Below are 15,191 nucleotides of genomic sequence, written 5' to 3' on the forward strand. Positions count from 1 at the left end.
GCACTCCTTCCCCGCCGCTCACGCCTTCATGGGCCGCAGGCGCGTGGCGAGGTCGAGGGCATCGGCGTACACCTCGTCGTACGCGCGTGTCACCTGCGCACGCTGCGCGCGGCGTGCGTCGACGGTCGCACCCCACCTCGGCCGCTCGTCGTACGCCCGGCGCACCGCGGCGGTCAGGGACGCCTCGTCGAGCCCGGACTCGTCATGACCGTAGGTCAGCACCGGGCCCTGGTCGGCGAAGAAGCCGCACGAGGGGGCGAGCACCGTCGTGCCGACGTCGCGGCAGGCCTCGAGCCAGCCGGAGTGGGTGCCGAAGCGGTAGGGCAGCACCGAGAGGTCCAGCGAGGCGAGGTAGGCCCACAGGTCGGCGTCGGGCAGGAAGTCGTGCACGTGCAGCTCGACGTCGTCACGCTCGGCGAGGTCGCGCAACAGCGAGCTCGTGGTCGGGGCGTGCGCCGCGCCGCCCTCCATGACCTCGGTGTGCACGTTGACCTGGAGCACCGCGTCGGGCAGGTCGCCGACGGCCCGGGCGAGGGCCGGCAGCACCGCGTCGGGATCCATCGAGGCGCGCAGGCTCTTGGCGTGCACCCCGACGCGGAACGGGCCGTCGGGTCGGGGGCGCGAGGCGTACGCCTCCATCGTCGGGAGGTCGACCACGTGCGGGTGCGGGATCACGGTCGCCTCCCGGTCCCACCGCCGTCGGATCTCCGCTGCCGCACCCTCGGTGAGGGTCACCAGACCCTCCGCGGCCGGCACGAGCACGTCGAGCTGGGCGTCGTGCAGCGCCCGGTCCACGTGGTGGGGGTTGCGGAGGTCGTGGACGGTGAAGACGAAGGGGCGACCGCGTGCGTGCACGGCGTCGACGACCTCGGCGAGGCGACTCGGCTCCCACGCGTCGAACCCGAAGTGCAGGTGGAAGACGTCGAACTCGGCCTGCGCGACCCAGGTCGGCGACAGCATCGCGGGCGGCCACCACTGGCCGGGCTGCGGCCGCGGCACCCGGGGGACGGGGTCCGGCAGACGCCGCGGGCCGTCGCCCTCGAGGGGGGCGAGGTGGCGTACGTACACGTGCTGGTGCGGCACGGACGCGACGACGACCGGCGCCGGGAGGGTTCGAGTGGTCACCCTCGATGCGTTGCCGATCTGGGCGTACGCACACGCACCCGCGGGGGTGGGACCTCAGCCGCGGCGCCGCCCCAGCACCCGGACCAGGCGCCAGCCGACCATGAGCACCACGAGGCTGAGCAGGGCGACCACGAGGAAGGCCGGGTCCAGGCCGCGTCCCGAGAGCCCACGCAGGGTCATCCCCACCACGAAGGTCGTCGCGACGACCACGGCCCCGCCGCGGACCGAGCCGACCGCCGGACCACGCGGGACCGCCAGGGCCAGCGCCACGTGGGCGGCCACGACGGCGACGGCGAAGGGCCACGCGATGGTCGCCACCGTCCACACCGCGCTGCCGGGCTCGTGGGACTGGCGACCGGCCGCCGCGAACGCGACGACGGCGACCAGGTCGGCGGCGAGGGCGGGGAGGGCGGGGCGCCAGGAGCTCACTCCTCGCAGTGTGCCCGCCCGGTGCTGCTGAGCCACACGAGTCCCGCCCAGCCCAGCGACGCGCTCTCGCGGAGGCCCAGACGCGTCCACGGCGTACGCCGCCGCTCCGGTGCGGTCGCCCGGCCCAGCGCGATCAGCCACGCCGCGACGAGGAGCGCCCACAGGCCGAGGCCTACCACTGGTGCCACCCCGAGGAGTTCAGCGGACGACGGCTGCTCGGCGCCGGGCGCGAACGCGGCCGGCAGTCTCGAGCGATGCAGACGGCCGTGAGGGCCATGAGGACGAGGAAGAGCGCGACGGAGAGGACGGCGAGGGCGGTGAGGGTCAGCGGCATCGTCATGCCCTCACGCTCGTCGCTGCGGCGCAGGTGTCACAGATCCACGGACCGAGGCCGTGGACTGGCCACGGCGGAGCCGGTGAGCAGGCCACCGGGGCGGGAGTGGACTCGTGGGGCCGTGGGACCGTGCGTCGAGAGGTCATGGCAAGAAGCGTGCGTCAAGTGGAGATGCTGCCACGAGTGGCTGCTCTGCCTCCATGCATCGCTTTCCTGCCATCGCGCGTACGCTGGGTCGATGCGCACCATCGCCGTCGTCGTGGAGGAGGGCGTCGAGGCCTTCGGCCTCGGTTGCCTGGTCGAGGTGTGGGCGGAGCCCTACCACCCCGAGGACGACAACCCCGTCTTCGACTTCCGGCTCTGCTCCTCGACCCCGGGCACGGTGCGCGGGCGGACGCTCGAGCTGACCGTCGAGGAGTCGTTGGACTGGGCGGCCGGAGCCGATCTGGTGGCCATCACGCCGGCGAGCCAGGACAGCCGACCACCCTCGGCGGCGGTGACGGAGCTGCTGCAGCACGCGGACGGCCGGGGCGCCGACGTGCTGGCGCACTGCTCGGCGGTCTTCGCGCTCGGGGAGGCCGGGCTGCTCGACGGGCGCGGGTGCACCACGCACTGGCGCTTCGCCGCGCAGCTCGCACAGCAGTTCCCGGACGCGGACGTGCGCCCCGACGTCCTCTACGTGCACGACGGCAACGTGCTCACGGGGGCGGGGTCCGCGGCCAGCCTGGACGCGTCGCTCCACCTGATGCGGGACCGGTTCGGCGCTCGTCACGCCAACGCCGCGGCGCGGCGCATCGTGGTGCCGCCGCACCGCGACGGCGGGCAGGCGCAGTTCATCGCCGCGCCCGTGCGCGAGGTCGAGGCGGAGACGTTCGGACCACTCCTGGACTGGATCGCCGCGCATCTCGCCGAGCGTCTCGACGTGCCCTCACTGGCGCGCCGGGCGATGATGTCGGAGCGTACGTTCGCGCGCCGCTTCCGCGACGAGACCGGCAGCACGCCGCACGCCTGGGTGACCGGGCAGCGTGTCCAGCGGGCCGAGGAACTGCTCGAGACCAGCTCGCTCTCGGTCGAGGAGGTCGCTCGGGCCGTGGGGTTCGGCAACGCGGCGACGCTGCGAGCGCACTTCGGCAGGGTGCGGGGCATCAGCCCGGCCATCTACCGACAGCGGTTCAGCCGGACGACGGGAGCATCCGTCTAGACGGCTGATCAGCGGCAGGGCGAGTTCTGTCGGTGGTCGAACGTACGTGGGGGGTGCACCTGGCGATCGGTCGGGGTGGGTCTCGCAGTGCGACCTGGTGGGGTGGTTGGCCGAGTCGTTGCCGGTGACCCGGGCCGAGGCCGGGCGGCGGGTCAGGGTCGCGCGTGATCTCGACACCGAGGACCACGCACCGGTGGCCGCGGCGATGGCTACTGGGAGGGTCTCGGCTGCCCAGGCCGCGGTGATCATCGAGGCCCTGGACCGGGTCCCTGCCGAAGCGACCGTCGGTGCAGACGAGGGCGGGCAGGCGGGTTCGGCACGGGACGCCGCTGGTGTCCATCTGATCGAGGCCGCGCGCACCTGGCACGTCCCGGCGCTGCGGAAGCTCGGGCGTCGTATCCACGAGGTCATCGACCCCGATGATGCCGATGAGCGGGAGGCAACCCGGTTGGCCGTACAGGAGGATGCGGCGCACGAGCGGTGCTCGTTGTCGATGGCCCAGGATGCGCAGGGGTCATGGGTGGGCCGGTTCGTGCTGCCCGAGCTGACCGGGTCGATGCTCCACAAGGCCCTCACCGCGATCGCGAACCCCGCCCGCACCACCGACGAGGCCATCGGCCACCACGACCAACTCGGTCAGGCGGCAGCACGACGTTCGCCGAGCCTGAAGCTCGGGGAGGCGTTCTGTGAGTACGTCGAACGGTTCCCCGCCACCGCGCTGCCCGCTGCCGCGGGTGGTGCGGCGACGATCGTGGTGACGACCACTCTCACCGACCTCCAGACCGACCTCCAGACCGACCTCCGGACCGCCCTGGGTGCAGAGGTCGCTCGCGCAGCCACTCTGGACACCGGTGGGCGGCTCTCCGCGGGCGAGGCCCGCCGTCTGGCCTGCTCTGGCGGCATCGTCCCTGTCGTCCTCGACGGCAAGTCCCAGCCGCTGGACCTCGGGCGTGAACGCCGCCTCCACTCCCGCGCGCAGCGTCTCGCGATGACCGTCCGCGACGGCGGCTGCCGGGCTCATGGGTGTGACTGGCCGCCGGGCATGTGTCACGCCCACCACCTGCGGCCCTGGTCCCAGGGCGGACACACCACCGTCGATGACGGCATCCTGCTCTGCCCGGCGGCACCACCGCCTCGCCCACCGACCCGGCGTACAGCTCAGGATCGACGAGCAGGGCCGCGTGCACCTCGAGCCTGTGCACCACGGCGTGGGCCCACCCGGGGGCGGGAGAGGCGATCAGGCGATCGTGATGCGCCGCGACGGCAGCGGTGCCGGCTGGTGGCGTTCCACGTCCGACCACGCGGAGACCAGCCGATCGAGTGCCGTGTCGATCTGGTCGAGCGGATAGCCGAAGGGGAGCCGTACGAAATCGGCGAAGCCACCGTGCGCGGAGAACGTCGGTCCCGGGACGAGCAGCACGTCCCGTGCCTCGGCCGCGGCGACCAGGTCCGTGGCGCTGCCGTGGGGGAGCTGCACCCAGAACGACAGACCGCCGCCCGGCGTACGGAACTCCCACGACGGCAGCCGCTCGCGCAGTCCCGTCGCGAACCGGTCGCGTGCCTCGCGGATGCGTCCCAGGTGCGCGGGCGAGGCCAGGCCGGTCCCCACGGGCAGCGCGGACAGCAGCTCGCGCAGCACCAGCTGCTCGAGCACCGCCGCGCCCAGGTCCAGGCTGACCCGCGCCCGCACCAACCCGTCCACGTGACGCACGGGGCTGCGGATCCAGCCCAGGCGCAGCCCGCCCCACACCGACTTCCCGACGCTGCCGACCGTCAGGGTGTCGGGCAGGTGGGTTGCGAAGGGGGACGGCACCGGGGTCTCGTCCAGGCGCAGGTCGACGTGCGCCTCGTCCACCACCGTCAGGGTCCCCGCCTCCCGCAGGGCCCGCGCCATCCGGGCGCGACCGTCGTCGTCGAGCAGCAGCCCTGTGGGGTTGTGGAAGTCCGGCAGCAGGTACGCGAGGTCGGGGCGCACCGTGCGGACGGACTGCTCGAAGGCCTCCAGGTCCCACCCGTCCGGGTCCACGGGCGTCGTCACCAGACGGGCACCGCGCGACCGCAGCGCCTGCAGGCAGTTCGGGTAGCTCGGGTCCTCCACCAGGGTGCGCGTGCCGGGGCGCCCCGACCACCGCTCGATGACGGCCACGGCGGCGAGCGCCCCCGGGGTGATGATGATCTGCTCCGGAGTCGTCGGCAGTCCTCGGGCGGCGTAGCGGTCCGCCAGCGCAGCCTGCAGGTCGGGCAGGCCCGACGGGAAGTAGCCGGTCTGGTCGAGGTACGCCGGCACCTGCTCGACCGCGGCCCGCATCGCGGTGACGAGGTCCTGGTCGGCCGAGACGGCGGTGGCGCACGACAGGTCCAGGGTGCGTCCGTCGGCCGCTTGCTGCGGCATCAGGGTGCGGTCGACGCGGCGGCGGTGACCCTCGGGGACGCGCGCATACGTGCCAGACCCGTGCCGCGACTCGGCGTAGCGCCGGTCTCGCAGCACCTGGTACGCCCGCGACACCGTGGTGCGCGACAGGCCCAGCGCGGTCACGAGGTCGCGCTCGCTCGGCAGGCGCGCGCCGTTCTCGACGCGGCCGGAGACGATGAGGCGTACGACGGCGTCGGCGAGGCCCAGGTAGGCCGGGTCGGTGTCGATCTCACCGAGCAGGAGCCTCAGCCGTGACGCGGACACGTGCGATGCCATGCCCCCAGTCTGACCGCGAGTGGCACCCTCGGGGAGGGCCACTTCTCGTCCGGTGGCCCCGGAGGTCCGCCTCGATGGTCCCGCCTCAGTCCGTGGGGAGCTCCACCACGAAGCACGCCCCGCCGCCCGGGGCGGTCTCGTACCGCACCCGGCCACCGTTGGCGGCGAGCAGCCGTCGCACGATGTAGAGACCGAACCCGTTGCCCCGCTTGGTGCTCGCGACCCCCTCCTCGGCGCGCTCGAAGCGCCCGAAGAGCCGCGGGAGGAACGAGGCGGGCACGCCCTCCCCGCTGTCGAGGACACGGATCTCGACCCACTGCCGGCCCTCGGGGTCCGGGTCGAGCGTGCGTGCGGTCACGGTGATGGGCGTGACGCCGTACTTCACGGCGTTGGCGGTGAGGTTCGCCAGCACCTGACGCAGCTGCCAGGGGTCGACGTACGCCGTGGGCCGTCCGGTGACCGAGACGGTGACGCCGTCCGGGTCGGTCATCTCCTCGACGACCTGGGCGACGACGTCCGCGACGAGCACCTGACGTGGGCTGGTCGGCACCTCCTCGTCGCCGAGGGACTCCAGCCTGGCCATCGCCAGGACCTCGTCGATGAGCCCGTCGAGTCGTCGGGCCGCCGCGATCGCGCGGGTCAGCCCGCGGCGTCTCATGTCCTCGGGAAGATCGTCCCAGTCCTCCTCGAGGTGGCCGAGGTGCCCGCGGATCACGGTCAGCGGCTGCTTGGCGTCGTGACCGATCAGGGCGATGAGGTCGGCCTGGGTCTGCGCCAGGCGGGCCACGCGGGTGTGGGCGAGACGCGCGTCCTCCTCGGCACGACGCAGGTCGGTGATGTCGAGCTCCGTGCCGTGGCGGTGCACCGTGCCCTCGGCGGTGACCTCGATGTCGCAGCGCGCGCGGATCGTGCGCGTCTCACCGTCGGGTCGGCGCAGGCGGTACTCCAGCTCGTAGCCGGCCCCCCGGTCCCGTGCCGTCGTGGCCGTCTCGGTGACGCGCTCGCGGTCCTCGGGGTGGATGTGCTCGGTCTGGTCGGCCCAGTTCGGTGTCCAGGTGGCGGGGTCGCGACCGACGAGGCGGTACATCGACGGCGAGAACCAGGGGTCGCCGTCGCCGTCGGCGGTCCAGCTGCCGAGTCCGGCGATGAGCTCGGCCTGCCGGAGCGTACGCAACGCCGCCTCCCGCGCCGTGACGTCGGTGCCGGCGGCGAAGAAGCCCCCACTGGTCTCGTCCGGCAGGTAGAGCATCTCCAGCTCACGGGCCTCGCCCGCGGCGTTCGCGATGCTGGCGGTGAACCGCTGCGGCACGCCGTCGAGCACGTCGCGGAGGCGCACGGACTCGAACTCCAGCGCGACCGGTCCGAGCATCTCGCCCAGGTGCACCCCCAGCAGCCCACCGTCGTCGTAGCCGAAGAACCGCTCGTGGGCGGCGTTGCTGTACAGACAACGGAGGTCCGGGTCCCACAGGGCGACCAGGGTGGGCGTGCTGCTCAGCAGCCTGGCCGCGATGCGCGAGCCGGCGTCACCCGGCCCGGCCGGCACCCCCGCGGATGCCTCGCGCGGCGACTCGCGACCTGGCACGAGACCTCCCACCGACCTCTCGCGCGACCGCTCCCCGGCCGCGCACCGGCCGGGCTCCCGACCAGCCGCGACCGAGTCTGCCGCAGCCGGACGACATCTGCAGCCGCTCGGACGAACCCTTGCCGCTAGCGTCAGCACCGTGATAGATCTCCGTGCCCTCGCACGCTTGACCGAGGCGTACGCCGAGGACCTCGACCGTCCCGTCTCCCCCTTCCGGCTCGCCGGACGCGACATCGACACCGACACCGAGCCGGTGCTGATGGGCATCGTGAACCTCTCGCGCGACTCCTGGTACCGCGAGTCCGTCGCAGCCACGCGCGCGTCGGCCGTACGCCGCGGCACGGTGCTCGCCGCCCAGGGCGCCCACCTCGTCGACGTGGGGGCGGAGTCCGTCGTCACCACCGCCGAGCGGGTGGGCGAGGAGCGGCAGCGCGAGCAGCTCGTGCCCGTGATCTCCGGCCTCGCCGACGCAGGCGTCGCGACGTCGGTGGAGAGCTACCACCCGAGCGTCGTCGAGGCCTGCCTCGACGCCGGGGCGAGCGTCGTCAACCTGACCGGGTCCGGCGAGGACGAGGCGATGTTCGAGCTGGCGGCCCGCTTCGACGCGGCTCTCGTGCTCTGCCACATCGGCGGGTCCCACGCCCGCGACCTGCGGACCGAGGCCCCGGACGAGGAGGTCGCGGACCCCTTCCCGGCGATGCTCGCCTCCTTCGAGGCGCGGCTCGGGGCCGCGAGGGCGGCCGGCGTACGCAGCGTGTCCATCGACCCCGGGGTCGGCTTCTCCACGCCCTGGATCACCACGCCCGCCGAACGGGTGCGGTGGCAGGCGACCACGCAGCTGCAGTCCTTCAGGCTGCGACGCCTCGGGGTGCCGGTCTGCCACGCCCTCCCGGCCGCGCCCGACACCTTCGGGGAAGAAGTACGGCACGCCGAGGGTTTCTTCACCGTGCTCGCCGCGCTGGGGGGCACCGGGATCTTCCGTACGCACGAGGTGCCGCAGGTCGCTGCGGTGCTCCAGTGCCTGCGGGACTTCGACCCGCTACCCGCCTGAGCAGGAGGCGACCGTGCTGCCCGTCCCCCAGGTGCTGATCGTCCCCCAGGCGTCCGCTGAGGTGCCCGCCTACCTCGCACCCACCGCCGCCCTGGTCGTCGCGGCGGCCGCCATCGGCTACCTCAGCGTGCGGGCGGGTGTCGTCCCGATCGTGGGGTTCCTGCTGGCCGGCGTGCTCATCGGCCCGTCGCAGCTCGGACTGGTCGCCTCCACCGAGGCCGTCGACGCAGCTGCCGAGGTGGGCGTGATCCTGCTGCTCTTCACCATCGGCATCGAGTTCTCCCTCGAGCGCCTCGCCCGGGTGTGGCGGTGGATCGTCGGCAGCGGCGGGGCCCAGGTGGTGGTGACCTCGTTGCTCACCGCGGCACTCGTCGTCGCGTTCGGCGAGGGCTGGGGCGTCGGCCTGTTCACGGGGTTCCTCGTGGCGTTGAGCTCGACCGCGATCGTGCTGACCGTGCTCTCGGACAAGAACGCCACGAACACCCCCCGCGGTCAGCTGTCGCTGGCGGTGCTGGTCTTCCAGGACCTCGCCGTGGTCGCGATGGTGGTCGTGGTGCCGCTGCTCGGGGCCGACGCCGAGGGCGGCGCGGGGTCGCTTGGCAGGGCGCTCGGCACGGCGGCGCTGGTGATCGGCCTGGTGCTCGTGGTGGCACGCCGGGTGATGCCGCCGCTGCTGGGACGGGTCGCGGCACTGTGCTCCCCGGAGGTCTTCCTGCTCGCGATCGTGGCGATCTGCCTGGGCACCGCGTACGTCACCGCGCTCGCCGGCGTCTCGGTCTCCCTCGGGGCGTTCCTGGCCGGTCTCGTGGTCTCGGAGTCCCGTCAGTCGACGCAGGCCCTCAGCGAGATCCTGCCGCTGCAGATCATCTTCTCGGCCGTCTTCTTCGTCTCCGTCGGCATGCTCCTCGACGTCGGTGCCCTGCTGGAGAACCTGCCGCTGGTGCTCGCCGCAGCGCTCGGCGTGCTCGTGCTCAAGACCGTCGTGACGTTCGCGGCGGTGCTGCCGACCGGGCAGGGGTGGCGTACGGCGCTGGCGACCTCACTGCTGCTCGCGCAGGTCGGCGAGTTCTCCTTCGTGCTCCTCACCGTCGGTCGGGACGCCGGGCTCAGCCCGGCCGGACTCGGCGAGCAAGGCTTCCAGCTGGTCGTCGCCACCACGGTGCTGCTGATGATGGCGACACCGGGGCTCGCGTACGCCGGCGACCGGCTGCTGGCCGCCGCACCGCGCCGGGTCGACGACCGTGCGCCGACCCGGCCGACCGGCGAGGCGGACCTGACCGACCACGTCGTGCTGCTCGGCTGGGGCGAGGACTCCGTCGACCTCGCGCGCATCCTGCGCGACCGCGACGTGCCGGTCGTGATGACGACGCTGAACCCGGCCGGCGCCGAGGAGGCTGCCGAGCTCGGCATCCACGTCGTGACCGGCGACTCCTCCCGGGGGGCCGTGCTCGACCTCGCCGCCGTCGGGGCGGCCCGACTGGTCGTGATCGCCGAGGACCGTCCCGAGCAGGCCGAGGCGATCGCCACCGTCGTGCGTACGCAGACCGACGCCCCGGTGATGGTGCGCTCCCGGGGGGCCGCCGACGTGGCGTCGTTCGCCCAGGCGGGGGTCGACCACGTCGTCGACCCGCTCGCCACGAGCCGCCGCGGACTCTTCGTGGCCGCGTTGGACCTGCTCGAGCTGCCCCGTGACCTCGGTCCCGACGAGGACCGGCGCTTCCGCGTCGACACCTCCCGCGTCTTCCACCGGCCGGTGCCGGCTGACGCCGGCTGCGTGCACGGGGAGTCCTCGCGGCCGGTCCTGCCGAGCGCGGGCGGTTGCCTGCAGTGTCTCCGTGAGGGCTTGGACTGGGTGCACCTGCGCGTGTGCCTGGCCTGCGGTCACGTGGGCTGCTGCGACTCCTCGGAGGGCCGGCACGCGCGCGGACATGCCGAGCTCGCCGGGCACCCGATCGCCGGGAGCGCGGAGCCGGGGGAGTCGTGGGCGTACTGCTTCGTCGACAGGTCGACATTCGACTGAGGTCCGGGTCGCTCGATCGGGTGCCCCACCCGCGGGGGTGGGTACGAGCGGGTCGTGTGTACGAACCGGGTCCTGCTGACCACCGCCACCGCTGCTCTGGCCGTCTCGACCCTCGCCGCGTGCGGCTCCTCGGCGGAGCCGGAGCCGCCCCGCCCGGGGACGGTCGTCGTCAGCCCGTCGGCCACCGGCTCGACGTCGGCCACCGCGTCGCCGTCGGCGACCGGCTCGTCGTCGCCCTCGACGGACCCGACCACGGCAGGGGTGCCGCAGGTGCCGGGGCTCGTGGTGCACGCGTCCGAGTACGACGTGCCCGAGACGGTGTCCCGGCTGCAGTCGGCGCTGGGGGGCGCCGGCACGGTCGTCGCGACGCTGGACCACGCCGAGAACGCCGCGTCGGTCGGCATGTCCCTGCCGCCCACCGTGCTGGTCGTCGGCGGCAACGCCGAGGTCGGCACACCGGTGCTGCAGCAGGAGTCGGAGGCAGGCCTGGAGCTGCCGTTGCGCTTCCTGGCCTGGGAGGAGGACGGCCAGGTCTACCTCGCCTACAACTCCGCCGACTACCTCGCCGAGCGCGCCGACCTCGACGACGCCGCCGGTCGGAGGGCTCTGGAGCCGGTCCGGCAGGCCTCGGCGATGCTCGCCGAGACCGCCTCGGGCACGACGGATCCGCTCACCGACGGCTCCCGGGGCCTCGGTGACGACGACCGCGAGGTCGAGGACGTCGACGCGGACTCCGACCGCGCGGTGGCCGCCACGCAGAGCCGCCTGCGCCAGGCCCTGCAGCGCAGCCCCCTGAGCATCGTGGCGGTCGTCGACCACGCCGCGAACGCCCGCTCGATCGGTCGGTCGCTGACTCCCCTGCGGCTGACGCTGGCGGGCAACCCGGAGGCGGGCACTCCGTTCATCGCCGCCCGGCGGACGATCGGGATCGACCTGCCGATGCGCTTCCTCGTCGCGGCCGACGGGGACGGGGACGGGGACAGGGGCGGGGACGACGGGGACGACCGGGGCAGCGAGATCCTCGCGCCCGACTTCTCCGACCTCGTGGACCGCCACGGGATCACCGGCCTCGACGAGGCGGTGGCGGCGGTCGAACGGTCCCAAGAGCAGCTCCTGAGGACGGCGACCCGCTGAGCCGGGCGGCGATAAGCCACCGCCGGCCGGGTAGAGGTCGCCCATGAGCAACGGAATCCTCGCCGGCGCCGTCGGCGCCACCGCCCTGAACGCCGCGACCTACCTCGACATGGCACTCACCGGACGCGCCCCCAGCAATGCGCCCGCCGACACCGTGCTGGCGGCCGCGGACCACCTCGACGTCGCGCTCGACACCGACGGGTCGCGGCCCGAGGCGTACGGGGCCCTCGTCGGCGCGGCGACGGGTGTGGCGGTCGGCGTGCTCGCGGCGGGCGTGCGTGCGGCGGGAGTGCGTCTGCCCCTGCTCGCCGAGGCGGCCGTGATCGGTGCGGGTGCCATGGCCGCGACCGACGGGCCGATGCACGCCCTGGGGGTCTCCGACGTGAGCACGTGGAGCAGCGAGGACTGGGTGCGCGACGCCGTCCCGCACTACGCGTACGGGCTCGCCGTCGCTGGCACCCTGCGTGGTCTGGAGCGGCGTGAGGCGGTGAAGCCGGCGGTGACCCGGCGTACGCCCGCCCGCCCCCGGGGCCGTGTGCTGACCAAGGCGTTCGCGCTCGGTCTGGCGACGGGTGGGCGGAGCTCGCTGGGTCTGCTTCCCTCGGCCGGTGCCGTGGACTCGCGGCTGGCGAAGCTCGCCATCGGCGGTGGTGTGCTCGGTGAGCTGGTCATGGACAAGCAGCCCTCGACGCCGGCGCGTACGCAGACAGGCCCCTTCGTGGGCCGGGCGGTGCTCGGCGCGGTCGGTGGCATGGCCCTGTCCCGTGACGATTCCGTCGGCACGCTGCTGCCCGCGGTGGCCGGCGCCGCCGGTGCCGCGCTCGGCACCGTCGCAGGCCTGGCCTGGCGCGAGAAGGCGGCCGAGGCCGGTGCGAGCGACCTGAGGGCGGCACTGCTCGAGGACGGCGCAGCAGCACTGCTCGCCGTGTGGGCCGCCAGGCGGTGACCGCACCTGCTGAGGCGCACCTGAGCATGACCTGAGGTCCTGCTGGGAACCGTGCCGGGGCCAGATCGTGGCGGAAGACAACCACCACGGCACCCGGACGCGATGAGGAGCTGCCATGAGCACCGAGGCAGGAACAGGCGGATCAGGCGGGACCGGCGGCTTGTCCGCCGCTCAGGCGGAGGAGGGGTACCACACCTCGCGGGTGGTGCTCCTGGCCGGCGTCGCCGCGCTGGGCGGGTTCCTCTTCGGCTTCGACACCTCCGTCATCAACGGCGCGGTCGACGCGATGAGCGCCGACTTCGAGATCGGCGGCCTCCTCACCGGGTTCGTGGTCTCCACCGCGCTGCTCGGAGCGATGGTCGGCGCCTACCTGGCCGGCACCCTCGCGGACCGGTACGGCCGGCTCCGCGTCATGTTCGGAGCATCCGCCCTGTTCACGATCTCGGCGATCGGCTCGGGACTCGCGGTGGGCCCCTGGGACATGATCGCCTGGCGCGTCGTCGGCGGTCTCGGCGTGGGCGCCGCGTCGGTGATCGCGCCGGCGTACATCGCGGAGATCTCCCCGGCCCAGATCCGCGGTCGCATGGGCTCGCTGCAGCAGCTCGCCATCGTGACGGGCATCTTCGTCGCCCTCCTGAGCGACGCCGCCCTGGCCGGCCTCGCGGGCGGCGCCAACGAGGAGCTCGCGCTGGGGCTGGACGCCTGGCGCTGGATGTTCCTCGCCGAGATCATCCCCGCGGTCCTCTACGGCGTGCTCGCCACCACGATCCCCGAGTCGCCGCGGTACCTGATGTCGCTCGGCAACGAGCAGAAGGCCCGCGACGTGCTCAGGCGTGTCATCAAGGGCGGCATCGACCACCGCATCTCCGAGATCCGTCGCACCCTGCGCCGAGAGCGTCAGACGTCGCTGGCGGACCTCAAGGGCCCGGCCTTCGGCCTGCTGCCGATCGTGTGGATCGGCATCGCGCTCTCGGTCTTCCAGCAGTTCGTCGGCATCAACGTGATCTTCTACTACTCCACGTCGTTGTGGCAGTCGGTCGGTTTCTCCGAGTCCGACGCGCTGCTGCAGTCGGTGATCACCTCGGTGACCAACATCGTGGTCACCGTGCTGGCGATCGCCCTGATCGACCGCATCGGGCGGCGCAAGCTGTTGACGATCGGCTCCAGCGGCATGGTGCTGAGCCTCGGCACGCTGGCATACGCGTTCTCCACCGCCACCGTCCGGATGGTCGACGGCGAGGAGACCCCCATGCTCGGCGACGTCATGGGTCCGGTCGCGCTGGTCGCGGCGAACGCCTTCGTCGTCTTCTTCGGCATGTCGTGGGGCCCCGCGGTCTGGGTGCTGCTCGGGGAGATGTTCAACAACAAGATCCGCGGCACGGCGCTCGGTATCGCCGCCGGCGCCCAGTGGCTCGCCAACTTCGTGATCTCCACGGCGTTCCCGCGGGCCGCGGAGTTCTCGCTGACGGTCTCCTACGGCTTCTTCACCGTGATGGCGCTGCTGTCGTTGGTCTTCGTCGTCAAGTTCGTGCCCGAGACGAACGCCAAGGAGCTCGAGGACATGGAGTAGGCCTGGAGTAGGCCTGGAGAAGTCCGCGGCCCGGCCCGCGCTCAGGCCTGCGGGGGCGTCATCTCCGCGCGCACCCCGAGCAGGCGTACGTCACGGTCGTCCTCGAGTGCGTCGAAGAGCGCCAGCGCGGTCTCCGCGATGACGGCGGGGTCGAGGGTCGGGGCGGGCAGCACCCGGGAGCGGTTCACGGTCCAGAAGGGCACGAAGCGCACCTTGAGGTGCACCCGCAGGCACGGGCGGCCCTCGGCACGGATGTCCTCGACGACCCGCACCGCGAGGTCGTGCAGCCCGACCGCGACCTCCTCCCGCGACCCCAGGTCCTGCTGGTAGGTCGTCTCGCGCCCGTGCGCCTTCGGCACCCACGGCGTCGGGTCGGGCCAGGTGGGCCCCTCCCCACGGCCGCGTACGCGCAGCCGGGGCCCGTTCGTCGGCCCGAACTCGGTCGCCAGCACGCTCTCGTCGACGGCGGCGAGACCGGCGATCGTCGTGATGCCGAGGGCCTCGAGGCGTGTGCCGATGCGGGACCCGACACCGTGCAGCTCGGTGACCGGACGCGGCCCCATCACCGTCGGCCAGGTCTCGGCCGTCAACCACGAGACGCCGCGCGGCTTCTCGAAGTCCGAGGCCGTCTTCGCGCGCAGCAGGGTGTCGCCGATGCCGACGCTGCAGGTCAGCCCGGTCGTCTGCGTCACCGCCTGCTGCAGCGCGCGGGCCTCGCGCTCGGGGTCAGCGGTGACGAGGCCGACGTACGCCTCGTCCCAGCCCACGACCTCGACCGTCGCCCCGGGGTGGTCCCGCAGCACGGTCATGACGCGCTCGGAGGCCTCCTCGTAGTGCGGCTTGTCGACCGGCAGGAACACCGCGTCCGGGCACTTCCGGGCCGCGATCCGCAACGGCATGCCCGACCGCACCCCGAACGCGCGGGCCTCGTACGAGCAGGTCGAGACGACCGCCCGCTCGGTCGGGTCACCGCGACCCCCGACGACGACCGGCAGCCCGGCGAGCTCGGGACGCCGCAGCAGCTCGACGGAGGCGAGGAACGCGTCCAGGTCGACGTGCAGCACCCAGCGTCGGGCCTGCTGCGGCTGGTGCGGCGTCTGACTCACGCCT

General features: G+C 73.3%; 13 protein-coding genes and 1 pseudogene. 7 read left to right on the forward strand and 7 right to left on the reverse strand.

Going from position 1 to position 15,191, the window contains the following annotated elements; translation table 11 throughout:
* Positions 1-18: 18 nt before the first annotated feature.
* From KLP28_07375 to KLP28_07390, 4 genes are all read right to left on the reverse strand, one after another.
* Entirely contained in the window at positions 19-1,068 is a 1,050-nt protein-coding gene (locus KLP28_07375) for a glycosyltransferase (protein QWC86867.1), read from the reverse strand.
* A 111-nt stretch (positions 1,069-1,179) separates the two neighbouring features.
* The gene (locus tag KLP28_07380; GenBank protein QWC86868.1) at positions 1,180-1,563 is read right to left on the reverse strand and encodes a DUF3054 family protein; all 384 of its coding nucleotides are present in this window, start codon (positions 1,561-1,563) and stop codon (positions 1,180-1,182) included.
* The gene (locus KLP28_07385; GenBank protein ID QWC86489.1) at positions 1,551-1,742 is read right to left on the reverse strand and encodes a hypothetical protein; all 192 of its coding nucleotides are present in this window, start codon (positions 1,740-1,742) and stop codon (positions 1,551-1,553) included. The genes KLP28_07380 and KLP28_07385 overlap by 13 nt, the downstream gene beginning before the upstream one ends.
* Complete coding sequence (locus KLP28_07390; protein ID QWC86490.1) at positions 1,727-1,894, reverse strand: hypothetical protein; 168 nt, start codon at positions 1,892-1,894, stop codon at positions 1,727-1,729. Before KLP28_07390 ends, KLP28_07385 begins: the two co-directional genes overlap by 16 nt.
* A gap of 232 nt (positions 1,895-2,126) precedes the next feature.
* On the opposite strand from KLP28_07390, the gene KLP28_07395 reads away from it, so the two are divergent.
* Both KLP28_07395 and KLP28_07400 read left to right on the forward strand, forming a co-directional pair.
* Positions 2,127-3,089 carry a helix-turn-helix domain-containing protein gene (locus tag KLP28_07395; protein ID QWC86491.1) on the forward strand — a complete coding sequence of 321 codons (963 nt, stop codon included), beginning with the start codon at positions 2,127-2,129 and terminating at the stop codon, positions 3,087-3,089.
* Positions 3,090-3,093: 4 nt separating this feature from the next.
* A pseudogene (locus tag KLP28_07400) lies at positions 3,094-4,092 on the forward strand (13E12 repeat family protein).
* Positions 4,093-4,326: 234 nt separating this feature from the next.
* Here KLP28_07400 and KLP28_07405 read toward each other — a convergent pair.
* Together KLP28_07405 and KLP28_07410 are read right to left on the reverse strand one after the other, a co-directional pair.
* Positions 4,327-5,778, reverse strand: a complete 1,452-nt coding sequence (locus tag KLP28_07405; protein QWC86492.1) for a PLP-dependent aminotransferase family protein — start codon at positions 5,776-5,778, stop codon at positions 4,327-4,329.
* An 85-nt stretch (positions 5,779-5,863) separates the two neighbouring features.
* Entirely contained in the window at positions 5,864-7,360 is a 1,497-nt protein-coding gene (locus KLP28_07410) for a PAS domain-containing protein (GenBank protein QWC86493.1), read from the reverse strand.
* A 139-nt stretch (positions 7,361-7,499) separates the two neighbouring features.
* On the opposite strand from KLP28_07410, the gene KLP28_07415 reads away from it, so the two are divergent.
* The 5 genes from KLP28_07415 (at position 7,500) to KLP28_07435 (ending at position 14,081) form a co-directional block, all read left to right on the forward strand.
* Complete coding sequence (locus KLP28_07415; protein ID QWC86494.1) at positions 7,500-8,411, forward strand: dihydropteroate synthase; 912 nt, start codon at positions 7,500-7,502, stop codon at positions 8,409-8,411.
* Positions 8,412-8,424: 13 nt separating this feature from the next.
* Positions 8,425-10,431, forward strand: coding sequence for a cation:proton antiporter (locus KLP28_07420; GenBank protein QWC86495.1), 2,007 nt, complete (start codon positions 8,425-8,427; stop codon positions 10,429-10,431).
* Between the two features lie 54 nt (positions 10,432-10,485).
* Positions 10,486-11,565 carry a DUF302 domain-containing protein gene (locus tag KLP28_07425; GenBank protein ID QWC86496.1) on the forward strand — a complete coding sequence of 360 codons (1,080 nt, stop codon included), beginning with the start codon at positions 10,486-10,488 and terminating at the stop codon, positions 11,563-11,565.
* Between the two features lie 43 nt (positions 11,566-11,608).
* Positions 11,609-12,511 carry a hypothetical protein gene (locus tag KLP28_07430; GenBank protein QWC86497.1) on the forward strand — a complete coding sequence of 301 codons (903 nt, stop codon included), beginning with the start codon at positions 11,609-11,611 and terminating at the stop codon, positions 12,509-12,511.
* Positions 12,512-12,626: 115 nt separating this feature from the next.
* A complete protein-coding gene (locus KLP28_07435; GenBank protein QWC86498.1) occupies positions 12,627-14,081 on the forward strand; it encodes a sugar porter family MFS transporter in 1,455 nt (484 codons plus the stop codon).
* A 41-nt stretch (positions 14,082-14,122) separates the two neighbouring features.
* On the opposite strand, the gene KLP28_07440 is transcribed toward KLP28_07435, so the two are convergent.
* A complete protein-coding gene (locus tag KLP28_07440; protein QWC86499.1) occupies positions 14,123-15,187 on the reverse strand; it encodes a DNA polymerase IV in 1,065 nt (354 codons plus the stop codon).
* Between the last annotated feature and the right edge of the window lie 4 nt (positions 15,188-15,191).

The organism is Nocardioidaceae bacterium (genome assembly GCA_018672315.1).
Lineage (GTDB): Bacteria > Actinomycetota > Actinomycetes > Propionibacteriales > Nocardioidaceae > TYQ2.

Coding starts and splice junctions, on each gene's coding strand:
- KLP28_07430 (QWC86497.1), top strand. CDS start 11,609: ATGAGCAACGGAATCCTCGCCGGCGCCGTCGGCGCCACCGCCCTGAAC.
- KLP28_07435 (QWC86498.1), top strand. CDS start 12,627: ATGAGCACCGAGGCAGGAACAGGCGGATCAGGCGGGACCGGCGGCTTG.
- KLP28_07405 (QWC86492.1), bottom strand. CDS start 5,778: ATGGCATCGCACGTGTCCGCGTCACGGCTGAGGCTCCTGCTCGGTGAG.
- KLP28_07395 (QWC86491.1), top strand. CDS start 2,127: ATGCGCACCATCGCCGTCGTCGTGGAGGAGGGCGTCGAGGCCTTCGGC.
- KLP28_07390 (QWC86490.1), bottom strand. CDS start 1,894: ATGACGATGCCGCTGACCCTCACCGCCCTCGCCGTCCTCTCCGTCGCG.